Annotated in this window: 19 protein-coding genes and 5 tRNA genes; 8 read left to right on the forward strand and 16 right to left on the reverse strand. The window is 44.9% G+C overall.

Annotation, left to right across the window (positions count from 1 at the left end):
• Nucleotides 1-51: 51 nt before the first annotated feature.
• The 8 genes from EII41_RS00465 to EII41_RS00500 form a co-directional block, all read right to left on the reverse strand.
• A complete protein-coding gene (locus tag EII41_RS00465; RefSeq protein WP_260425416.1) occupies nucleotides 52-645 on the reverse strand; it encodes a hypothetical protein in 594 nt (197 codons plus the stop codon).
• Between the two features lie 21 nt (nucleotides 646-666).
• Nucleotides 667-1,701, reverse strand: coding sequence for a UDP-glucose 4-epimerase GalE (galE, locus tag EII41_RS00470; protein WP_124788981.1), 1,035 nt, complete (start codon nucleotides 1,699-1,701; stop codon nucleotides 667-669).
• A 172-nt stretch (nucleotides 1,702-1,873) separates the two neighbouring features.
• Complete coding sequence (locus tag EII41_RS00475) at nucleotides 1,874-2,029, reverse strand: DUF4295 domain-containing protein (RefSeq protein WP_014223751.1); 156 nt, start codon at nucleotides 2,027-2,029, stop codon at nucleotides 1,874-1,876.
• A 21-nt stretch (nucleotides 2,030-2,050) separates the two neighbouring features.
• Nucleotides 2,051-2,239, reverse strand: a complete 189-nt coding sequence (rpmG, locus tag EII41_RS00480) for a 50S ribosomal protein L33 (protein WP_014223752.1) — start codon at nucleotides 2,237-2,239, stop codon at nucleotides 2,051-2,053.
• Between the two features lie 24 nt (nucleotides 2,240-2,263).
• A complete protein-coding gene (gene rpmB / locus EII41_RS00485; protein WP_014223753.1) occupies nucleotides 2,264-2,503 on the reverse strand; it encodes a 50S ribosomal protein L28 in 240 nt (79 codons plus the stop codon).
• Nucleotides 2,504-2,603: 100 nt separating this feature from the next.
• Nucleotides 2,604-2,687 (reverse strand) — tRNA-Leu (locus EII41_RS00490).
• A 12-nt stretch (nucleotides 2,688-2,699) separates the two neighbouring features.
• Nucleotides 2,700-2,781: transfer RNA gene (locus EII41_RS00495), tRNA-Leu, on the reverse strand.
• A gap of 119 nt (nucleotides 2,782-2,900) precedes the next feature.
• Nucleotides 2,901-2,973 (reverse strand) — tRNA-Gly (locus EII41_RS00500).
• Here EII41_RS00500 and EII41_RS00505 point away from each other — a divergent pair.
• The gene (locus EII41_RS00505; protein ID WP_124788982.1) at nucleotides 2,947-3,252 is read left to right on the forward strand and encodes a hypothetical protein; all 306 of its coding nucleotides are present in this window, start codon (nucleotides 2,947-2,949) and stop codon (nucleotides 3,250-3,252) included. The two genes, EII41_RS00500 and EII41_RS00505, sit on opposite strands and share 27 nt — an antisense overlap.
• Nucleotides 3,253-3,445: 193 nt before the next feature.
• On the opposite strand, the gene EII41_RS00510 is transcribed toward EII41_RS00505, so the two are convergent.
• The 3 genes from EII41_RS00510 to EII41_RS00520 all read right to left on the reverse strand — a co-directional run bounded on the left by EII41_RS00510 (nucleotide 3,446) and on the right by EII41_RS00520 (nucleotide 5,624).
• Nucleotides 3,446-4,216: an SGNH/GDSL hydrolase family protein gene (locus EII41_RS00510; protein WP_124788983.1), complete on the reverse strand. Its 771-nt coding sequence runs from the start codon at nucleotides 4,214-4,216 to the stop codon at nucleotides 3,446-3,448.
• Nucleotides 4,217-4,293: 77 nt separating this feature from the next.
• On the reverse strand, nucleotides 4,294-4,791 hold the full coding sequence (locus EII41_RS00515) for a prolyl-tRNA synthetase associated domain-containing protein (RefSeq protein WP_124789015.1): 498 nt from the start codon (nucleotides 4,789-4,791) through the stop codon (nucleotides 4,294-4,296).
• A gap of 20 nt (nucleotides 4,792-4,811) precedes the next feature.
• Nucleotides 4,812-5,624 carry a purine nucleoside phosphorylase I, inosine and guanosine-specific gene (locus EII41_RS00520; RefSeq protein WP_124788984.1) on the reverse strand — a complete coding sequence of 271 codons (813 nt, stop codon included), beginning with the start codon at nucleotides 5,622-5,624 and terminating at the stop codon, nucleotides 4,812-4,814.
• 359 nt (nucleotides 5,625-5,983) lie between these two features.
• Between EII41_RS00520 and EII41_RS00525 the strand changes: the two genes are divergently transcribed.
• The 3 genes from EII41_RS00525 to EII41_RS00535 are packed head-to-tail and all read left to right on the forward strand — an operon-like array spanning nucleotide 5,984 to nucleotide 9,358.
• Nucleotides 5,984-6,715, forward strand: a complete 732-nt coding sequence (locus tag EII41_RS00525) for a glycosyltransferase (protein WP_221620685.1) — start codon at nucleotides 5,984-5,986, stop codon at nucleotides 6,713-6,715.
• 2 nt (nucleotides 6,716-6,717) lie between these two features.
• Nucleotides 6,718-7,713: an STELLO glycosyltransferase family protein gene (locus tag EII41_RS00530; RefSeq protein WP_124788985.1), complete on the forward strand. Its 996-nt coding sequence runs from the start codon at nucleotides 6,718-6,720 to the stop codon at nucleotides 7,711-7,713.
• Between the two features lie 7 nt (nucleotides 7,714-7,720).
• Entirely contained in the window at nucleotides 7,721-9,358 is a 1,638-nt protein-coding gene (locus tag EII41_RS00535; protein WP_124788986.1) for a hypothetical protein, read from the forward strand.
• Between the two features lie 129 nt (nucleotides 9,359-9,487).
• Here the strand turns inward: EII41_RS00535 and EII41_RS00540 are convergent, their stop codons facing one another.
• The gene (locus EII41_RS00540; RefSeq protein WP_124788987.1) at nucleotides 9,488-10,159 is read right to left on the reverse strand and encodes a porin family protein; all 672 of its coding nucleotides are present in this window, start codon (nucleotides 10,157-10,159) and stop codon (nucleotides 9,488-9,490) included.
• A gap of 131 nt (nucleotides 10,160-10,290) precedes the next feature.
• Here EII41_RS00540 and mfd point away from each other — a divergent pair, with 131 nt between their 5' ends.
• Nucleotides 10,291-13,638: a transcription-repair coupling factor gene (gene mfd / locus EII41_RS00545; RefSeq protein WP_124788988.1), complete on the forward strand. Its 3,348-nt coding sequence runs from the start codon at nucleotides 10,291-10,293 to the stop codon at nucleotides 13,636-13,638.
• 94 nt (nucleotides 13,639-13,732) lie between these two features.
• On the opposite strand, the gene EII41_RS00550 is transcribed toward mfd, so the two are convergent.
• From EII41_RS00550 to EII41_RS00565, 4 genes are all read right to left on the reverse strand, one after another.
• Nucleotides 13,733-14,545: a T9SS type A sorting domain-containing protein gene (locus EII41_RS00550; protein WP_124788989.1), complete on the reverse strand. Its 813-nt coding sequence runs from the start codon at nucleotides 14,543-14,545 to the stop codon at nucleotides 13,733-13,735.
• A gap of 146 nt (nucleotides 14,546-14,691) precedes the next feature.
• Nucleotides 14,692-14,982, reverse strand: coding sequence for a hypothetical protein (locus tag EII41_RS00555; protein WP_124788990.1), 291 nt, complete (start codon nucleotides 14,980-14,982; stop codon nucleotides 14,692-14,694).
• A 183-nt stretch (nucleotides 14,983-15,165) separates the two neighbouring features.
• Nucleotides 15,166-15,251 (reverse strand) — tRNA-Leu (locus tag EII41_RS00560).
• Nucleotides 15,252-15,269: 18 nt separating this feature from the next.
• A tRNA-Gly gene (locus tag EII41_RS00565) sits at nucleotides 15,270-15,342 on the reverse strand.
• 376 nt (nucleotides 15,343-15,718) lie between these two features.
• Between EII41_RS00565 and EII41_RS00570 the strand changes: the two genes are divergently transcribed.
• From EII41_RS00570 to EII41_RS00580, 3 genes are read left to right on the forward strand one after another with little or no spacing between them, the layout of a single operon-like run.
• The gene (locus tag EII41_RS00570; RefSeq protein WP_124750972.1) at nucleotides 15,719-16,255 is read left to right on the forward strand and encodes a GNAT family N-acetyltransferase; all 537 of its coding nucleotides are present in this window, start codon (nucleotides 15,719-15,721) and stop codon (nucleotides 16,253-16,255) included.
• An 8-nt stretch (nucleotides 16,256-16,263) separates the two neighbouring features.
• Nucleotides 16,264-16,737 (forward strand): DUF4494 domain-containing protein, encoded by a 474-nt coding sequence (locus EII41_RS00575; protein ID WP_124750973.1) that lies wholly within the window; start codon nucleotides 16,264-16,266, stop codon nucleotides 16,735-16,737.
• The gene (locus EII41_RS00580; RefSeq protein ID WP_124788991.1) at nucleotides 16,734-17,399 is read left to right on the forward strand and encodes a YggS family pyridoxal phosphate-dependent enzyme; all 666 of its coding nucleotides are present in this window, start codon (nucleotides 16,734-16,736) and stop codon (nucleotides 17,397-17,399) included. Before EII41_RS00575 ends, EII41_RS00580 begins: the two co-directional genes overlap by 4 nt.
• Nucleotides 17,400-17,426 lie beyond the last annotated feature (27 nt).

A 17,426-nucleotide genomic window follows, 5' to 3' on the forward strand; every position in this document is an offset into this window, starting at 1 on the left:
TATTCACTTTGTAGAGAATACGCAAGGCCATCATCCTTTCTTCTTTTCGGCTTACTGCTGTTCGTGAACGGTAAACCCTTCCGGAATTGTAAACTTATCGGCGGGTATCGCCTCGTTTTCTCTGATTTCTTTGGCTTCGTCCGTGACGACAACTTCTCCTTCGTTGACGGACTCGAATTTCAGCATGATCCCCTCCCATATCCAGACCGTCGCTTGAAACTTCATGTCGCCCTGCGGAATGTCGAGCGTATATTTTTTACACAGTTTACCGGCTATTTTTTCTTCGCCGCCTTCCTTGATGTTGTATTTCTTCCTGTCTTCCTGCGTCAGGTTACGGTAGTTATTCGGTTCATCTGGCGCAGGCATCCGGTAAGCTCTTTTCTCTTCCACATCGATGGATACGTTTGTCTTTCCTTCGGCAATGGTCCGCATGAGCTTCTCCATATTCGTCACTTTAATATGAAGTTCGGTCGCTTCCTTTTCGCCGTAATCGTCGAAGTAAAGCGTATTCTGCATTTTTTGTCCCATGGCCGTTACTTCTTTTTTGATGATGGCCGATTTGATGCCGTACTTCGTCATCTTTTGTGCCGTGCCCCAGATGCCCGACAACAAAAGCAGACCTGTAATAAATAATCTTATTTTCATCTCGTTCGTTTTGTGATGAGGTTATGATCGGTTACTTAATTTTTTTTGCCATTCCCAAGCGGATTTAAGCGTGTCGGCCAGTGTCTCTCGAGCTGTCCAGCCCAATGTTTCGTTGGCGTGTCTTGGGTCTGCCCACACTTTCTCGATGTCTCCTTCGCGACGTCCGGTAATCTTATGAGGTACCTTGACGCCTGTAGCTTCTTCGAATGTGCGGATCAGTTCGAGTACGGAAACCCCGCGCCCTGTGCCGAGATTGAATATTTCGAGCGGTTCGCTCAATGCATTGTTCAGCATCCGGTCAATGGCGATGACATGGGCCTTGGCCAAGTCTACCACGTTGATGTAGTCCCGTATGCAGGAGCCATCCGGCGTGTCGTAGTCATTGCCGAAGACACTCAACTCCTTGCGGATACCCGCTGCGGTCTGCGTCAGGAAAGGAACGAGGTTCTGCGGAATGCCGATGGGTAATTCGCCGATTTCGGCCGAAGGATGTGCGCCGATCGGGTTGAAATAACGCAACAGGATGCTTTTGAAGGGGGCTCCGGCATGAATCGTATCTCGTATGATTTCTTCGTTGATCTGTTTCGTGTTGCCGTAAGGTGAACAAGCCGGTTGGATGGGGGCTTCTTCGGTGACCGGCAGATGGCCGGCATCCGGCTGTCCGTAGACTGTGCACGACGAAGAGAAGACAAGCCCTTTGATGCCGTGCTTGGGCATCAGTTCGAGCAGGTTGATCAATGAAACGAGGTTGTTGCGATAATATTTCAACGGCTCCTGTACGGATTCGCCTACCGCCTTGCTGGCTGCAAAGTGGATGATTCCCTCGATGCCCGGATGGTCGGTCATCACCCGGTCTAATGCTTCCTTGTCGTTACAGTCGATCGCTTCGAAAGCAGGTCGCTGTCCTGTAATTTTTTCAATACCATCGAGTACACCGATCTCCGAATTTGATAAATTGTCGATGCTGATCGCCTCATAGCCTGCGTTTTGCAGCTCCACGGTCGTATGTGAACCGATGTATCCGGTTCCGCCTGTCACTAATATTTTCTTCGTCATAAAAGTTTGAGTTTTATATCGCCAAAGGTATGTAATTTATTTCGTTCCGTCATGTTTTTCTTTTGAACAAGGCTCCTAAAAAAAGAAAATCACAACAAAGCGAACTTTGCTGTGACTTATACCCATTGTTATTGATTATCCAATCAATCTAACAGTAATTATTGAAGTGTTGTTACTTCTTAAAATAATCTTTTACCGAGTCATTCGGGATCATTTCTTCTTGGAAGATGTATGCTCCCGTTTTGGGCGATTTTACCATCTTAATCACTTTGGAATAAGTACGTCCGCCTTCTCCTGACTTAAAGGTTGCCACCGTTTTTTTTGCCATGGTTCAAATCTCCTATAATAATTATTTAATTTCCTTATGTAAGGTCATCTTCTTTAAAATCGGGTTATATTTCTTTAACTCCAACCGCTGTGTCGTATTTTTACGGTTCTTTGTTGTGATATAACGCGACATTCCGGGAAGACCGCTTTCTTTATGTTCCGTACATTCGAGAATGACCTGCACTCTGTTTCCTTTTACTTTTTTTGCCATTGTTCGTTTCCTCCTCTATCTACGTTATGCACCTAAATATCCCTTATCTGCAGCTTTCTTGATGGCTGCATCCAAACCGATCTTATTGATCAGACGCAAGCCGGCAGCCGATATGCTCAGACGGATCCAGCAATCTTGTTCTACCCAATAGAACTTCTTGGTAAACAAGTTCACATTAAACTTGCGCTTCGTCCGTACATTCGAATGTGCGACATTGTTCCCCGACATCGCTTTCTTTCCGGTAATTTGACAAATCTTAGACATTGCTTTATTTTTTTCTTTTTGTTTTATCCATCAAAGGACGCTAAGAGCTACACTTTTCCTCTTGTAATGGAGGGAAAAACTCTATGCGTCTTTTTCTACGTACGCAGGATGAGATTTGAACTCACACACCGTTGCCGGCACTACCCCCTCAAAGTAGCGTGTCTACCAATTCCACCACCTGCGCATATTGAAGGGGTGCCCAGAACAGGACTCGAACCTGCATGCCTCTCGACACACGCACCTGAAACGTGCGCGTCTACCAATTCCGCCACCTGGGCTTACTTCAATTTTTCTTCAAGGCGATCGCTTCTCGCTCTTCGTTCATCTTTTATTAAGGAAAGTTCTCGTATCTTGGCTTTACAGCAACAAAAAAGGGAGAAGCCTCCTTTATATAAAGAGCGGAAGACGGAACTCGAATCCGCGACCCCAACCTTGGCAAGGTTGTGCTCTACCAACTGAGCTACTTCCGCATTGCTTTTTTTTTGCTTTTGCAGTCTGCCGGTTTTGCTTTTACCTTGCCAAGGTTGGATGTTTTATCTTCTTGGGGCAAGGTTGTGCTCTACCAACTGAGCTACTTCCGCATTGCTTTTTTTGCTTTTGCAGTCTGCCAGTTTTGCTTTTACCTTGCCAAGGTTGGATATTTTATCTTCTTGGGGCAAGGTTGTGCTCTACCAACTGAGCTACTTCCGCATTGCTTTTTTTTGCTTTTGCAGTCTGCTGGTTTTGCTTTTACCTTGCCAAGGTTGTAACCTATTATCTTTTGGGGCAAGGTTGTGCTCTACCAACTGAGCTACTTCCGCATTATTCGCTAAGTATTTTTATGATTAGCGGGTGCAAAGATAGAGTCTTTTTTTGATATCGCAAGCGTTCTGTCATTATTTTTTTTGAAATACGTGCGGGAATAATGGCAGAACGCCGCTTATCAAACGCTTTTGTAGCCGATTATTTTTTTAAACCGGTTGCTTCCAGCCACACATCGGCCATCAGTTGACGACCCGGTAAGTCCGGGTGTACACCATCAGCAGACCAGTAACGGGCGGGAGCTAACTTCATCGCTGCATCGAAGGCAGACTGATAGGGCACAAAGACTGCTCCGAATTCATTGGCCAATTTTTTTAGTGACTTCCGATACGCGTCGAACATGGGGAACCATTTCGGTTCGTCGATCGCCGATCCGCCACGAAGAGCAAAAGGTTCGCCCAGAATAAGTTGGGTGTGGGGTAGTTTCTCCTTCGTATAATTCAGCAGATCGCGTAGGTCGTTTTCATACGTTTCTGCCGTTCCCTTGTATCCACTCGAAAGCGTATGCCAGAAATCGTTCACGCCAATCAGGATGCTCAGGATATCGGGCATAAACGTCAGGGTGTCGATTTCCCAACGGCTACGTAACTGGTAGACTTTATTTCCACTGATGCCGCGATTGTATATTTTGACTTGCTTGTCGGCATACGTCTTGAGCAGTTGTGTCGCCGCCAACAGCGGATAACCGGAGCCTATCATATCGAACGTGTTGCAATCGACGGCTTCCCGATTTCGTCCACAGTCGGTGATTGAATCGCCTTGAAAAAGAATCACGGCATTGTTCTTGATCGTGATCTTGGGAGCCGAAACGCCATTTTGTTCGTTGACTACGGCCTTGGCCAATTCAGGGAGAGACAACATTCCTAATCCGGCCAATGTTGTGTTTTTCAAAAAATCTCGTCTTGTCTTCATCGTATTTGTTATATCCTTATTTGGTTTGTAATTCGCACTTTTCACTTTTCGCTCTTCGTTTTTCACTCTACGTTTTCTTATAAATCATACAAATCAATCCATTCGTACGTATTCTGCGTGTGATCCATGAAGCGCACGAAATCGTTGTTCGAAATGATGAGCGAAGCTGTATTAATACACGGATGGAAACTCAGTCGCGAAGCTTTCTGCAAGTTGCGGTCGAGAAAAACGTGCACATGGTGCGTTTCGTCGTGTATCAGTCCGAAAGGAGTTACCGAACCGGGAGTGACGCCAAGATACTTTATCATCCGTTTTTCGGAAGCAAATGTAAGTTTACCTTGTCCAAGCCGTTTTTCGATGGCATGTATATCCATCGAGCAATCACAATCGAGAATCACCAAGTAATGGCGATTCCCCTTATGATTACGGAAAAACAAATTTTTGCAGTGCTTCGCATCGTGTCCCGCCCAATATTGTTTGGCGATCTCGATCGTCGGCGCAGGCGGATGCTCAAGATATTCGAACTTGATATCAAGTTCTTCCAGCAGCGCGTAAAGACGCGGGTCTCCGTTCATCGTTGGCAAAAGATGAGGCGTTAGATTCGTTTGATCAATTCGGAGAAAAGCAGGGTCATGACATCGGTGGCACGGTTGGCGGCTTTCACGACTTCGTCACCGTCGTTCACGAAATCGTCCGCGAAATGGTAGCCTTCGTTCGTGATGACCGACATACCAAAGACACGCAGTCCCGCATGACGGGCAACGATCACTTCCGGTACCGTACTCATGCCGATGGCGTCGCCGCCCACTTTGCCGTAGAACGCATATTCAGCCGGTGTCTCATACGAAGGGCCGGTAAGGCCGACATATACGCCTTTCTTGAGCGGAATATGATGTTCTTCGGCAATCGCTTCGACGTGCTTGATCAATTCACGGTCGTAGGCGCGTGTCATATCGGGGAAGCGTGTCCCGAAGGCTTCGTTGTTCGGGCCGATCAACGGGTTCGGCAACATATTGATATGGTCGCGGATGATCATCAGATCGCCTACATGAAACGTATGATTGATGCCACCGGCGGCATTCGAAACGAGCAGGTTTTTGACACCGAGCAGCTTCATTACACGTACGGGAAAGGTGACTTGCTGCATGGTGTATCCTTCGTAATAATGAAAACGTCCCTGCATGGCCATCACCTGCCGTCCACCGAGTGTTCCGAAAATCAGATTCCCTTTGTGTCCCGTGGCTGTGGAATTCATGAAGTGAGGGATTTCGGTATATGGGATAACCGTCGCTTCTTCAATTCTGTCGGCCAGTGCTCCCAATCCGCTACCGAGAATAATCGCTGTCTCCGGTTGTTTTTCGATTTTTGAAGCCAGATAATCCGCGGCTTCCTGATACGTTGTTTTCATATTACTTTCCTTGAAGTTTAAGTTGCAAAAGTAACAAAAAATCATCTTCATTCCAAAATATGTTTTTCACCTGTAGATGTTGATTCGCTTTTTATTGTATCTTTGCCCCCTCTGTTTGTAAGAATTAAATTTATGATGAAATAAGTAAATGTTTAATTAAGATATATTGAAGAGCGTTTTAACTGTATTCTTTAATCTCGTGATAAGTTTAAATTAAAGAGAGTGTGAGGGAAGAAGTATGAAAATATCCACTCTATTCTATTGTAGGGATTGGTGTTTCTTCATTTGCTTTTTCTAGGGAGCTTAGGAGAGCGAGAAAGGTTGAGACTATTTTATGTTGTAGTGTATAAGGTTGTAATATGTTATTTAGTTATGCTGTCATTATCCCCATGGCGAACGAAGAGAACGATTTTGAGTCATTCGTTTCGATTTTAAAGGATGAATTAGATCGTATAGGCACGGGGGCAGTTTATTTTATCGTAGATAAAGTCTCTAAAGATAGGACATTGGAACTGTGTAGAAACTTATCTAAAACAGACAATCGATTTAATACAATTTGGGCTCCAGAGAACCGTAATGTTGTCGATGCTTATATCCGCGGCTATCGTGAAGCATATACGGATGGTTTTGAATATATCATTGAGATGGATGGTGGTCTGTCGCATGATCCACGTGCACTCCCGATGTTTCTGCGAGTATTAAACGAAGGTAATGAGTGTGCATTCGGGAGTCGTTTTATCAATGGAGGGTCAATTTGTGAGTCGAATTGGAAACGTACTTTTCTTTCACGTTCTGGAACGATATTAGTGAACTTTTTGCTGGGAACCAAATTAAAAGATATGACTTCTGGTTATCAGGGTTTTCACCGGAGAATCGTACAATGCTTCATAAATTATCCGCTTCTGTCAAAGGCTCATTTTTACCAAACCGAGATTCGTTATTTGCTGCGCAAAACACGCTATGCTGAGGTGCCGATTCATTATCGAGCCCCTTCTCCTCGTGTATCGCAGAAAGCTATACGTAATTCCTTTGCTGTATTATTTTATTACTTTTTTAAACGTTTAAAATTTCAGGCCATTAATATAAAATAGCAATGAAAAGTACAACTTTAATTATTACCTCTATTGCTTCAGACAAGCATCCGGTACTCAACCGCTTTGCAGCAGAAGCGGCTTTGCATGATGTTCGCTTTTTGGTGATCGGTGATAAAAAAAGTCCCAGTTTCCATCTTGATGGATGTGACTTTTTTTCCGTTGAGAGGCAAAGTGCGATGCCATATAAATTAGCTGGATTGTTACCGTTTGGGCATTATGCACGCAAAAATCTTGGTTATATTGAAGCGGCACATAGCGGTGCAGAAATTATTATTGAGACGGATGATGACAACTACCCGGAAACATGTTTCTGGAACAAGCGAAATAGGGAAGTTTCTGCTTATCTTCTTGAAGAAAAAGAGTGGGTAAATATTTATGGATATTATACCCAAAGCAATGTATGGCCTCGCGGCTTTTCTCTTGAACATATTCAAAGCGAACTTCCCGAGTTGGGAGTATTGCATAAAATATCGACACCTATACAGCAAGGTTTGGCAGATCTCAATCCCGATGTCGATGCTATTTATCGGTTAACACAGCCATTGCCTGTTCGTTTTGAGAAGGAGCCGAAGCGTATCGCATTAGGATATGGAAGTGTCTGTCCGTTTAACAGCCAAAATACTACATGGTTTCGCGAAGCGTTCCCTCTCATGTATCTTCCTTCGTTTTGTAGTTTTAGGATGACTGATATTTGGCGCTCATTTGTTGCACAGCGAATTGCATGGACGTGTGGCTGGAATATTCTATTTCACGAAGCAACCGTTTGGCAAGAACGAAATGAACATGCCATCATCAAAGATTTTAAGGATGAGATATCCGGATATTGTAATAATGGTGAAATTATGGATAGACTGATGCAGTTGGACCTGAAAGAAGGCGTAGAGGCAATACCCGAAAATTTAATACGTTGTTATCGTACATTCATCGAAATGTCACTGATCGAAGAAAAAGAATTGGCCCTTCTTGAGGCATGGATTACAGACATAAATAGTTGATTTTCTTATGAACGGTAGGCATACTAAGATTTTCTATATACTTGCTGGAATTTTTTCTATTATTTACTTCTCATTAGTTTGGTTTTGTGCTGATAATATTCCTTATTGGGATGATTACATTGTCGAACAAAATTTTTTAGTTCAATATCTTCACACTGATTCTCTCTCTGAAAAAGTGAAACTGCTTCTTCAGCAGCATAATGAGCATCGCTTATTATTTACACGATCCGTTACATTAATGACTTATTTTTTTACCGGTAAACTTCATTATTCCTTTTATATTTTTCTTGCTAATGCAATGTTTTTAGGTATAGGGGTATTAATGTATCAGACAGTACAAGAGGGAAAGAAAGCTTTCGGTGCATTTTTGATTGCCTTATTGTTGTTTAGTGGTCAGCATCTTGAAACGTCTAATTGGGCAATGTCCGGATTGACGAATATCGGGATTCTTTTTCTTGCTTTTTCTTCATTGTATTGCTTGATTTCCGGAAGGCGTTATTTCATTGTTGCAGGATTTCTTTTGTCCGGAATAACTATCTTCTCAAATGGGAATGGGATGTTTGTCATCTTCCCGGCCCTGATTTGTCTCTTTTTACAGCGAAGAATCAAAATCGGTATTGCCTATACCTTTTGGGGTGTTTTATTAATTGCTTGTTATTTTTATAATTATACGAGATCGGCTCGTACGGATATTGACTTAATCGAAATAATCAGTCACATCCCTTCAATACTATTGAACACGTGTACATTCGGTGGGCTAACATTCTGGATCCCTTCTTTAAGAATCATATCTATTGTAGTAGGAACATTTTGTTTCTCTGTTTTTATATGGGGATTATGCAAAAAATGGTATAAAACCAATTTGTTTTGCTATGCTTGTTTGACATTTTTGTATCTCTCGGCAGGAGCAGTCGCTGTCGTATGGTTTACAGGAGGAGAAATAGCAGGAGCATTGAGGTACAGGGTATACAGTACGTCTATATTTACTTTTACTCTACTGTTACTCATATCTCAAACTTATGTGTTCTCGGATAGAAGATTGATTTATTTAAGTTCTTTTGCTATTTTGTTATTTAATTCGTATTCAATGATTTATGTTTTAAAAGAGAAGAAGCGAATGGAATGGAGAAGATTGTCTGCCTATCATTGGAAACAAAAAGGAAAAGGGTTGGCTATATCCTCTGATGAAACTATTATTCCATATCTAAAAGAAGCTGAACGAATGAACTTATATAAGATGCCGAAATATCCATTATCGGAATACGCTGCATCGACAAAGAAAGTTTTAGTCAAACCTATGTGGGAAGAAATAGATATGCCTTATCAAATTGAAAATATTTCAAAGCAGAATGGGTGGTTGATTATTGAGGGATGGGCTTACTTAAAAAATAAATCCATGAATTTTAGTGATATTTATATTTACTTGATCAATCAGGAGTCTCAGTATCTTTGTACATCTTTTTCGGAGAGACGTTACGACCTGAATCTTAATGCCCCACTTGATAGAATTGAACATTGCGGTTTTTTTACTGTAGCTGACATACATGATTTTAAAAAAGGTTCCTATCAGGTGGGAATTAAGATTAAACGTTTATTTGATCGAAAAGACTATAATATATTAACAGACGAGATTGTTGAGATATAGAGAACTACGGCCTAATAAGAACACATTACAGAACTTAAGTCTAGATTAATTATTTGGACTTAAATTTTGTAATGTTTTTTTCTATAATTATGTTTACGCTTATGTTATACTGTTCTTTACGCGATGTTATCAGAACGTTTTGATATCGTAAGCGATTGAAAATTGAAAAGCGCGGTTTTGTGAAATGGCGGGAATAAATCTACGATCGGACGTTTTGAAGCCATGTATGTAACGTGCCGAGACTGAAAGTCCGTTGTTCATACGGTAGCCGATGCCGGCCACAGCGGAAATATCGAAAGTTTGGGCATCGATTCCTCCTTTCTTGGATATGTTTCCATTGATTTCTTCGGAGATATCAGCGCTGAAAGAGAGTTTGTTGCCCAACAGAAACCCTGCTTGCGGTCCTGCTTCGAGAAAAAGCCCGGTGCGAGGAACTGTGAACCGGAGCAAAACCGGCAGAGTCAGATAATGCAGAAGGCCTTTGGCTGTTGCGTTGGCATACGCTTTGCCGCCATAATCGGTCACCGGAATCGTTTCTTTATAGCCCATTTGCGAATAAAGCAACTCCGTCTGCAAACCAAATGTCGACGAGAACCGATAATGCGCATATCCTCCGACATGCATCCCGAGCCGGTATTCATAATCAATGTCGATTTTTTCCATTGGTTTATCCATGAACGTTAGGCTTACATCGGTTATGGTCGATACGTTTAATCCTGCTTTTCCACCCACCGTCATCTGTGCATAAGTTGCCGGCCATCCAGCCGTCAACAACACGAAAAGAATCAAAATCCGTTTCATATTTCCTTGTTTTTTAGTTTTATTAGTCAAAACGTCGTAGGTGTTTAATTATTGCTTACGATCGTTTATTTTTGAAACCGAAGGTTGCATATCCCGTAAAAACTTACGACTTTTGCGGGCGTTTTTCAAAAATGGATATCAAAGAACTACTCTCTATTTATGCGGCTCATCCGCAAATTAATGCTATCGGATCGCTGTCGGACCGGAACGAAGCGCGAAGCATCCTACTCACCGGTTTGAACGGTTCGGGGGGCGCCGTAATGATCGCCTCACTCTTCGAACAGAGAGGGGGAGGCTTTCTGTGCCTGATGAACGACCTCGAGGAGGCCGGATACTTTTATAACGACCTGATGCAACTCACGGGAGGAAAGAATGTGTATTTCTTCCCGTCGGCTTATCACCGGCATATTAAATACGGTCATACGGATGCGGCGGCCGAGATCCTGCGCACCGAAGTACTGAGCATGCTTCAGGCAGACCAACCGTCGTTTATCATTGTTTCGTATCCGGATGCGGTGGCGGAGAAAGTATTGTCGAAAAGTATCCTTCGAGAGAATACCCTGATGATTCATGCCGGTGAAAAACTGGATCCGATCTTTGTGGCCGATGTGCTCGACACGTATCATTTCGAGCAGACGGATTATGTGTACGAACCCGGACAATATGCGATCCGCGGAAGTATCATGGATATCTTTTCATTTTCGAACGAATATCCGTACCGTGTCGATTTCTTCGGTAATGAAGTGGATTCGATACGAACATTCGATGTGGAGACGCAACTGTCGAAGGAAAAATTGAACGAGATACGGATTATTCCCGAAATAAGCCGGTACGACACGGCCAATCATCAACTGGTAGAGCTGTTGCCCGCCGGTGCGACGCTTGTGACGCATGATATGGAATGGTGTCGTGAACGTATCGACAGTCTTTGGGAGGAAGAGCCTGTCAACAAGGATGGTGAAGGGTTTGCCGATCGCGAGGCGATGCGCCGGAAGCTTGTGCGGGCCGATGATTTCATGCAAGCTACAGCGCCGCTGATACATATCCGTTTTCATGCCCGGCCGAACGATACAGCGGCAGTCCTGCGTATCGACACTTCGCCGCAACCGCTTTTTCAAAAGAATTTCGAGCGTGTCAGCGAGTCGTTTAAACAATATATCGCCGATGGTTATACGATCTATTTGCTTAGCGACAGTGAGAAACAGATCGAACGCATCCGCGCCATTTTTGAAGATCGAGGTGAAACGATTGCTTTTACCGCGGTCAACCGTACGTTGCACGAAGGCTTTATCGACCATTCGCTGCGTTGCTGCTTCTTGACCGATCATCAGATTTTCGGACGGTTCCATAAGTATAACCTCAAGAGCGATAAGGCGCGCAGCGGGAAAATCGTTCTCTCGCTCAAAGAGCTAAGTCAGTTCACTTCGGGCGACTACATCGTGCATATCGATCATGGGGTCGGACAGTTTGGCGGACTTGTGCGCACGGAGGTGAATGGCAAGATACAGGAAGCCGTCAAGCTGATTTACCGTAACAACGATATTCTTTTCGTCAGCATTCATGCGCTTCATAAACTGTCGAAATACAAAGGAAAAGACGGTGAAGCGCCGGCGCTGAACAAGCTGGGCAGCGGTGCGTGGGAGAAGATGAAAGACCGCACGAAGAAGAAAGTCAAAGATATCGCTCGCGACTTGATCAAACTCTATGCGCAACGTCAACAAGAGAAAGGATACGCGTTCGGTCCTGACAGTTTCATGCAGGATGAGCTTGAAGCCAGTTTCATCTACGAAGATACGCCCGACCAGATGAAAGCGACGGCCGATGTCAAAGCCGATATGGAGCGCGAACGGCCGATGGATCGCCTGATTTGTGGCGACGTCGGTTTCGGCAAAACGGAAATCGCGATCCGCGCGGCTTTCAAAGCCGTTGCAGACAATAAACAAGTGGCTGTGCTTGTGCCTACGACAGTGTTGGCTTTTCAACATTATCAGACGTTCAGCCGGCGACTGAAAGATTTTCCCTGCACCCTCGATTACATCAGCCGCGCACGAACGGCGGGCGAGATTAAAAAAACATTGGGTCGGCTGGCTTCGGGCGAGTTGAATATTCTTATCGGTACACATCGGTTAGTGAGTAAAGATGTTAAGTTCAAAGACCTGGGATTGCTGATCATCGATGAGGAGCAAAAGTTCGGCGTGTCGGTCAAAGAGAAGCTGCGCCAACTGCGAACGAATGTGGATACGCTCACGCTTACGGCTACGCCTATTCCGCGTACGCTCCAGTTCTCGCTTATGGGAGCACGAGACCTGAGCAATATCACGACGCCTCCGCCGAACCGTTACCCGATTCAGACGGAGATCGAACGTTTTCATGCAGACATTATCCGTGAGGCGATCGAGTTCGAGATGAGTCGCAACGGGCAAGCGTTTATCATCAATAACCGCATCCAGAATATTTATGAGATCGAGGCGCTCGTACGCCGTGAAATACCCGGCATACGTGTGGCTGTCGGGCACGGGCAGATGGAACCCGAAAAGCTGGAGCGAATCATTCTCGATTTCGTAAACTACGAGTATGATGTGCTGATCGCCACGACCATTATCGAGAATGGCATCGACGTGCCGAACGCTAATACGATTATCGTTAACAACGCTCATCAGTTCGGACTGTCGGAATTGCATCAGCTGCGTGGACGTGTGGGGCGAGGAAATCGCAAAGCGTTCTGCTACCTGCTTGCTCCTCCGCTCTCAACGCTTCCTCCCGAGTCGCGCCGCCGACTACAAGCCATCGAGAGTTTTGCCGAGCTGGGCAGCGGCATGCATATCGCCATGCAAGACCTCGACATCCGCGGGGCAGGGAATATGCTCGGAGCCGAACAGAGCGGTTTCATCGCCGATCTGGGCTATGAGACGTATCAGAAGATTCTGGAAGAAGCCGTCGATGAGCTGAAGGCGGATGAGTTTGCCGAGTTGTATGCGTCCGACCCTCAGGAGAACAAAGGCGATCAGTATGTTCGTGAGACGTTTGTCGAGAGTGATCTCGCTCTGATGTTCCCGCCGACGTATATCCCTAACGATTCGGAACGCGTCGGTATTTACCGGGAGCTTGATTCGATCGAGAACGAGGAAAAACTGGCCGGTTTTGTCTCTTCGCTACAAGACCGCTTCGGACGGATACCGACCGAAGGCGAGGAATTGATACGTGTGGTCGGGCTGAGATGGACAGCCCGTCGATTGGGAATCGAGAAAATCATCCTGAAAAAAGGCATGATGGCGCTCTATCTGCCGAACGACAAGGAGAGCCCTTACTACCAGAGTCGCGCGTTTGGCAAGCTGTTAGGCTACGTGCAACATTATCCGCGTGTCTGCAACCTGCGCGAACAAAACGGAAGAAGAAGCGTGGTCATCAAAAACGTTACGAACGTGGCGGCTGCCGTCCGCTGCCTGAATGAGATGGAAAGCATCGTGCCTGAAGAATGAATAAAGAATAGTAGCGACTTTATGAATTTGCGCTCGTTACGGAAGAAAAGGCCTTCCGCAACGGGCGCAAAATAATACGACAAGCGTTGTCGATTTACCTTACGACGATTTTATGTCCCTGTCGGCCGACAACGACAATATAAAGCCCTTTGGGCAGAGGTATCCGATCAATGCCGGCGGCCATGCTCCGCTGTTCGACTAATTGTCCTCCGAACGTATAGATGGCTACGAGAGCAGGCTGTTCGTTTTCGATTACGACGGCGCCATCTGCCGCGTAGACCTTGCCCGGCTTCTCAATCATGAGGTTAGAGTGCGGGTTACCGGCTCTGTAGGAATAAGCGTATTCATCATGCATCAGTGTCTTCCATTTCGTCTCGCCTTTTTCCTTCAGATAGGTAACCTTTTTAGACGGATAGCCGTTCTTCTGGAAAAAATAATCTGTTTTTACCCATGCGTCCGGTGCCCCCAAAATCATTTTCCCACGGTGATAATACCGCAACTCAGTATAACCGCCATCGAAATAAGAATAATAGAAATCGCCTACCCGGTATCGGTTACCTGCCGAGTCGACAACATATTCATTCTTTGCTTTCAGAAACTTCAGTTTTGCCAACCGACCTTTTTTGTCAAGGATGTATTCGATGGAATCATTGGAGATATATCCGCTGTCGGTCATTACGTATTTGTACGTAAAGATTTTATCAAGCGATGTAGAACCTCCATCCAATTTGTATGTTTTATGTTTCAGCAACCGCCCGTCTTGACCGTATTCGTATTCGTCTACCAGATATTCTTTCGGTTCTGTGATAAAAGCGCCTGTAACCGGATCTTTATGTCCCGGATAATAGCTCGATAAGGAAAGCAGCCGGCCCTTATCCGAATATTTGTAGATATACGAAGTGATCATTCCCGTTGCTGAAAAAGTATACACCGTATCGATCAAAAGATTTTTATTGAATTTTTGGTATTGTTAAATTAGTATAGAGTTTTGATTTTATTAAAAACTCACCCACTTCATTATAAAAATGTTAAGCCTTTCAATATTCTCAAAAACTATAGCAACTTAACAATACCGAATTTTTTAATGGAGAGAGTTGGAGGATATGGTGGATTCGTAATCCCTCCATGTTCTTTTATACGGATCGTGTCTGCTAAAATTCTCGATTGTCCGAACTTTGTATTTAACGGATGACCGGGGCCTTCAGGTGATTCACCGAAGCCAAAGATGATTTGTGCAAATAAGGAAGGAGCCAAACATAACAGACATACCGCGATAGATAGTCGTTTTACTCGTTTCATCATACTCATTCTTGTTGGCTTCATTTGAGAAAAAATCTTTTTCATAATTTATTATAATTTAAAAATTTAACGAGGCAAACTTAATGAAGAAAATGGATTCTTTCTTTGTGGAAGGGTTAAATAATGTTTATATGATGGTGGTTTGTATATGGATCTAGTCGTTCAAGTGAAAATACTTGTAGTATGAAGAACTTTTGTAAGGATAAGGATACTCTGTAGAGTAGGGTGTACTCGAAGCGGGACTTGAACCCGCACAGCCATTACTGGCCAAGGGATTTTAAGTCCCTCGTGTCTACCAATTCCACCATTCGAGCCAACGATTTTTTTTCGTGAGCGGAAGACGGGACTCGAACCCGCGACCCCAACCTTGGCAAGGTTGTGCTCTACCAACTGAGCTACTTCCGCGTTGTTTTCTTTTGCTTTTGCAGTCTCTGCCGGTGTTGCTTTTTTCTTGCCAAGGTTGGAACCTTTGATCTTTTGGGCAAGGTTGTGCTCTACCAACTGAGCTACTTTCGCGAAATGCGGTTGCAAAGATAGATGAAATTTTTGTTCTGCCAAAAAAGAAAAAAGATTCATCTTCGAAATATTCTATTCTCATGCACTCCATCATCCGAAAATGTTTCGCCTCAAGATGCGTCGATCATTGTCAGTCAGGTATGGAAGCCGTTTCCCGAAGCGGTTCATAATTTATGCGGGAAACACTTTGTCAGCCCGAAAATAAATCATAGTTTTGTCACAAAAATCAACTGCAGGTTCGTGACCGGAAAGGACCTGAAAAACGATGGAAAAGATAAAATTGAATAAAACGACGGAGCTCCGGCCGCTTCAACAATCGGATGTCTCGGATATTTTTCATGCGATCGATACGCAGCGCGAATATATGCGTAAGTGGTTGCCGTTTGTCGAAAGGACACACAGTATCGAAGATACGTTGAAGTTCGTGCGAGCGGCCGTTAATGATGCGGATCGTGGGGATTATACGTTTGTGATCGTATGTGAAGGTCGGTTTGCCGGTCTGATCGGGTTTAAAGATACCGATAAAGACAATTGTAAGACGGAGATCGGCTACTGGCTCTCTGAGGAATATCAGGGGCGAGGTCTGATGACGCTTGCCGTGAAGGCGCTGTGTGATTTAGCCTTCGGAAAGCTGAAGATAAACCGTATACAGATCAAATGTGCGGTCGGGAATACGCGCAGCAAGCGCATCCCTTTGCGATTAGGTTTTTTGTATGAAGGAAATGAGCGCGACGGAGAACGGATGGCTGACGGCCGGTTCACCGATTTAGATATTTACAGCAAGTTACGAACAGAAAAATAGAAGAAAGAATGAATTGGTTTGAATGCAAAGTGTCTTATGATAAGGCGATGGAAGGGGGAATGCAGAAGAAGGTGACGGAGCCTTATTTGGTAGATGCCATGTCGTTTACCGAGGCCGAAGCCCGCATCATTGAGGAGATTCGTCCGTATATATCGGGCGAGTTTACCGTAGCTGACATTAAGCGGGCACGGCTGAGCGAGATCTTTTATAACCCTCAGGGAGACCGTTATTATAAGGCGAAGGTGTGCTATATTACGCTCGACGAGAAGAGTGGGGCGGAGAAGAAAACAGCCGTGCAGATGCTGGCGCAAGCCTCGTCAGTAAGAGAGGCGATCGAGGTCATCGACGAAGGGATGAAAGGTACGATGGCGGATTATGAGATCGCGTCGGTGGCCGAAAGTCCGTTGATCGACGTGTTTCCGTTCTCCGAGGATGCGAAGGAGAGACAAGCCGTGATGCTTAAAAAAGACGTTCAGGAATGAAAATTGCAGACCGTTTGGCCGGTGTCCGACAAACGCTCCCGGAAGAGGTTACGCTTGTAGCCGTTTCCAAGTTTCATCCGGTCGATGTGCTGCGGGAGGCTTACGACTGCGGACAGCGTGTATTCGGCGAGAGCCGCGTACAGGAGCTGATGACGAAGCAGCCGGTATTACCTGCCGATATCGAATGGCATTTCATCGGGACGTTACAGACGAACAAGGTCAAATACATCGCGCCGTTTATTCATCTGATTCAGAGCATTGATTCGTTGAAATTGCTGGCCGCCGTGGATAAGGAAGCGAAGAAATGCGGTCGTCAAATCCGGGTGCTGATCGAGGTGCATATCGCGGAAGAGGTTTCGAAGCATGGCTTTACTCCGGACGAATGTCGGGAGTTGTTTGCGGGAGATACGTTGAACGCTTACCCGCATATCCGGGTAGTCGGACTGATGGGGATGGCTACGTTTACAGACGATAAGACACAAGTACGTCGCGAGTTCCGCAAGCTCCGTTCGTTGTTTGAAGAATTACGGACCTTGCCTTCTACGGGATATGATTTCAAGGAGCTTTCGATGGGGATGAGCGATGATTATCCTCTTGCTTTAGAAGAGGGGAGTACGATGGTGCGCGTGGGTACGAAAATTTTCGGCAGCCGCACCTATTGACTCTTGTTGTGTCATTTTACAAAACGG

The organism is Tannerella forsythia (assembly GCF_003860135.1).
In the GTDB taxonomy this organism is placed as follows: domain Bacteria; phylum Bacteroidota; class Bacteroidia; order Bacteroidales; family Tannerellaceae; genus Tannerella; species Tannerella forsythia_A.

Bases quoted from the DNA above. Each gene is read 5' to 3' on its own strand.
- EII41_RS00520 (WP_124788984.1), bottom strand. From the start codon at position 5,624: ATGAAAACAACGTATCAGGAAGCCGCGGATTATCTGGCTTCAAAAATC.
- galE (WP_124788981.1), bottom strand. From the start codon at position 1,701: ATGACGAAGAAAATATTAGTGACAGGCGGAACCGGATACATCGGTTCA.
- EII41_RS00510 (WP_124788983.1), bottom strand. From the start codon at position 4,216: ATGAAGACAAGACGAGATTTTTTGAAAAACACAACATTGGCCGGATTA.
- EII41_RS00535 (WP_124788986.1), top strand. From the start codon at position 7,721: ATGAACGGTAGGCATACTAAGATTTTCTATATACTTGCTGGAATTTTT.
- EII41_RS00575 (WP_124750973.1), top strand. From the start codon at position 16,264: ATGAATTGGTTTGAATGCAAAGTGTCTTATGATAAGGCGATGGAAGGG.
- EII41_RS00555 (WP_124788990.1), bottom strand. From the start codon at position 14,982: ATGAAAAAGATTTTTTCTCAAATGAAGCCAACAAGAATGAGTATGATG.
- EII41_RS00570 (WP_124750972.1), top strand. From the start codon at position 15,719: ATGGAAAAGATAAAATTGAATAAAACGACGGAGCTCCGGCCGCTTCAA.
- EII41_RS00530 (WP_124788985.1), top strand. From the start codon at position 6,718: ATGAAAAGTACAACTTTAATTATTACCTCTATTGCTTCAGACAAGCAT.
- EII41_RS00550 (WP_124788989.1), bottom strand. From the start codon at position 14,545: ATGATCACTTCGTATATCTACAAATATTCGGATAAGGGCCGGCTGCTT.
- EII41_RS00465 (WP_260425416.1), bottom strand. From the start codon at position 645: ATGAAAATAAGATTATTTATTACAGGTCTGCTTTTGTTGTCGGGCATC.
- mfd (WP_124788988.1), top strand. From the start codon at position 10,291: ATGGATATCAAAGAACTACTCTCTATTTATGCGGCTCATCCGCAAATT.
- EII41_RS00475 (WP_014223751.1), bottom strand. From the start codon at position 2,029: ATGGCAAAAAAAACGGTGGCAACCTTTAAGTCAGGAGAAGGCGGACGT.
- EII41_RS00580 (WP_124788991.1), top strand. From the start codon at position 16,734: ATGAAAATTGCAGACCGTTTGGCCGGTGTCCGACAAACGCTCCCGGAA.
- EII41_RS00540 (WP_124788987.1), bottom strand. From the start codon at position 10,159: ATGAAACGGATTTTGATTCTTTTCGTGTTGTTGACGGCTGGATGGCCG.
- EII41_RS00515 (WP_124789015.1), bottom strand. From the start codon at position 4,791: ATGAACGGAGACCCGCGTCTTTACGCGCTGCTGGAAGAACTTGATATC.
- EII41_RS00525 (WP_221620685.1), top strand. From the start codon at position 5,984: ATGTTATTTAGTTATGCTGTCATTATCCCCATGGCGAACGAAGAGAAC.
- rpmG (WP_014223752.1), bottom strand. From the start codon at position 2,239: ATGGCAAAAAAAGTAAAAGGAAACAGAGTGCAGGTCATTCTCGAATGT.
- rpmB (WP_014223753.1), bottom strand. From the start codon at position 2,503: ATGTCTAAGATTTGTCAAATTACCGGAAAGAAAGCGATGTCGGGGAAC.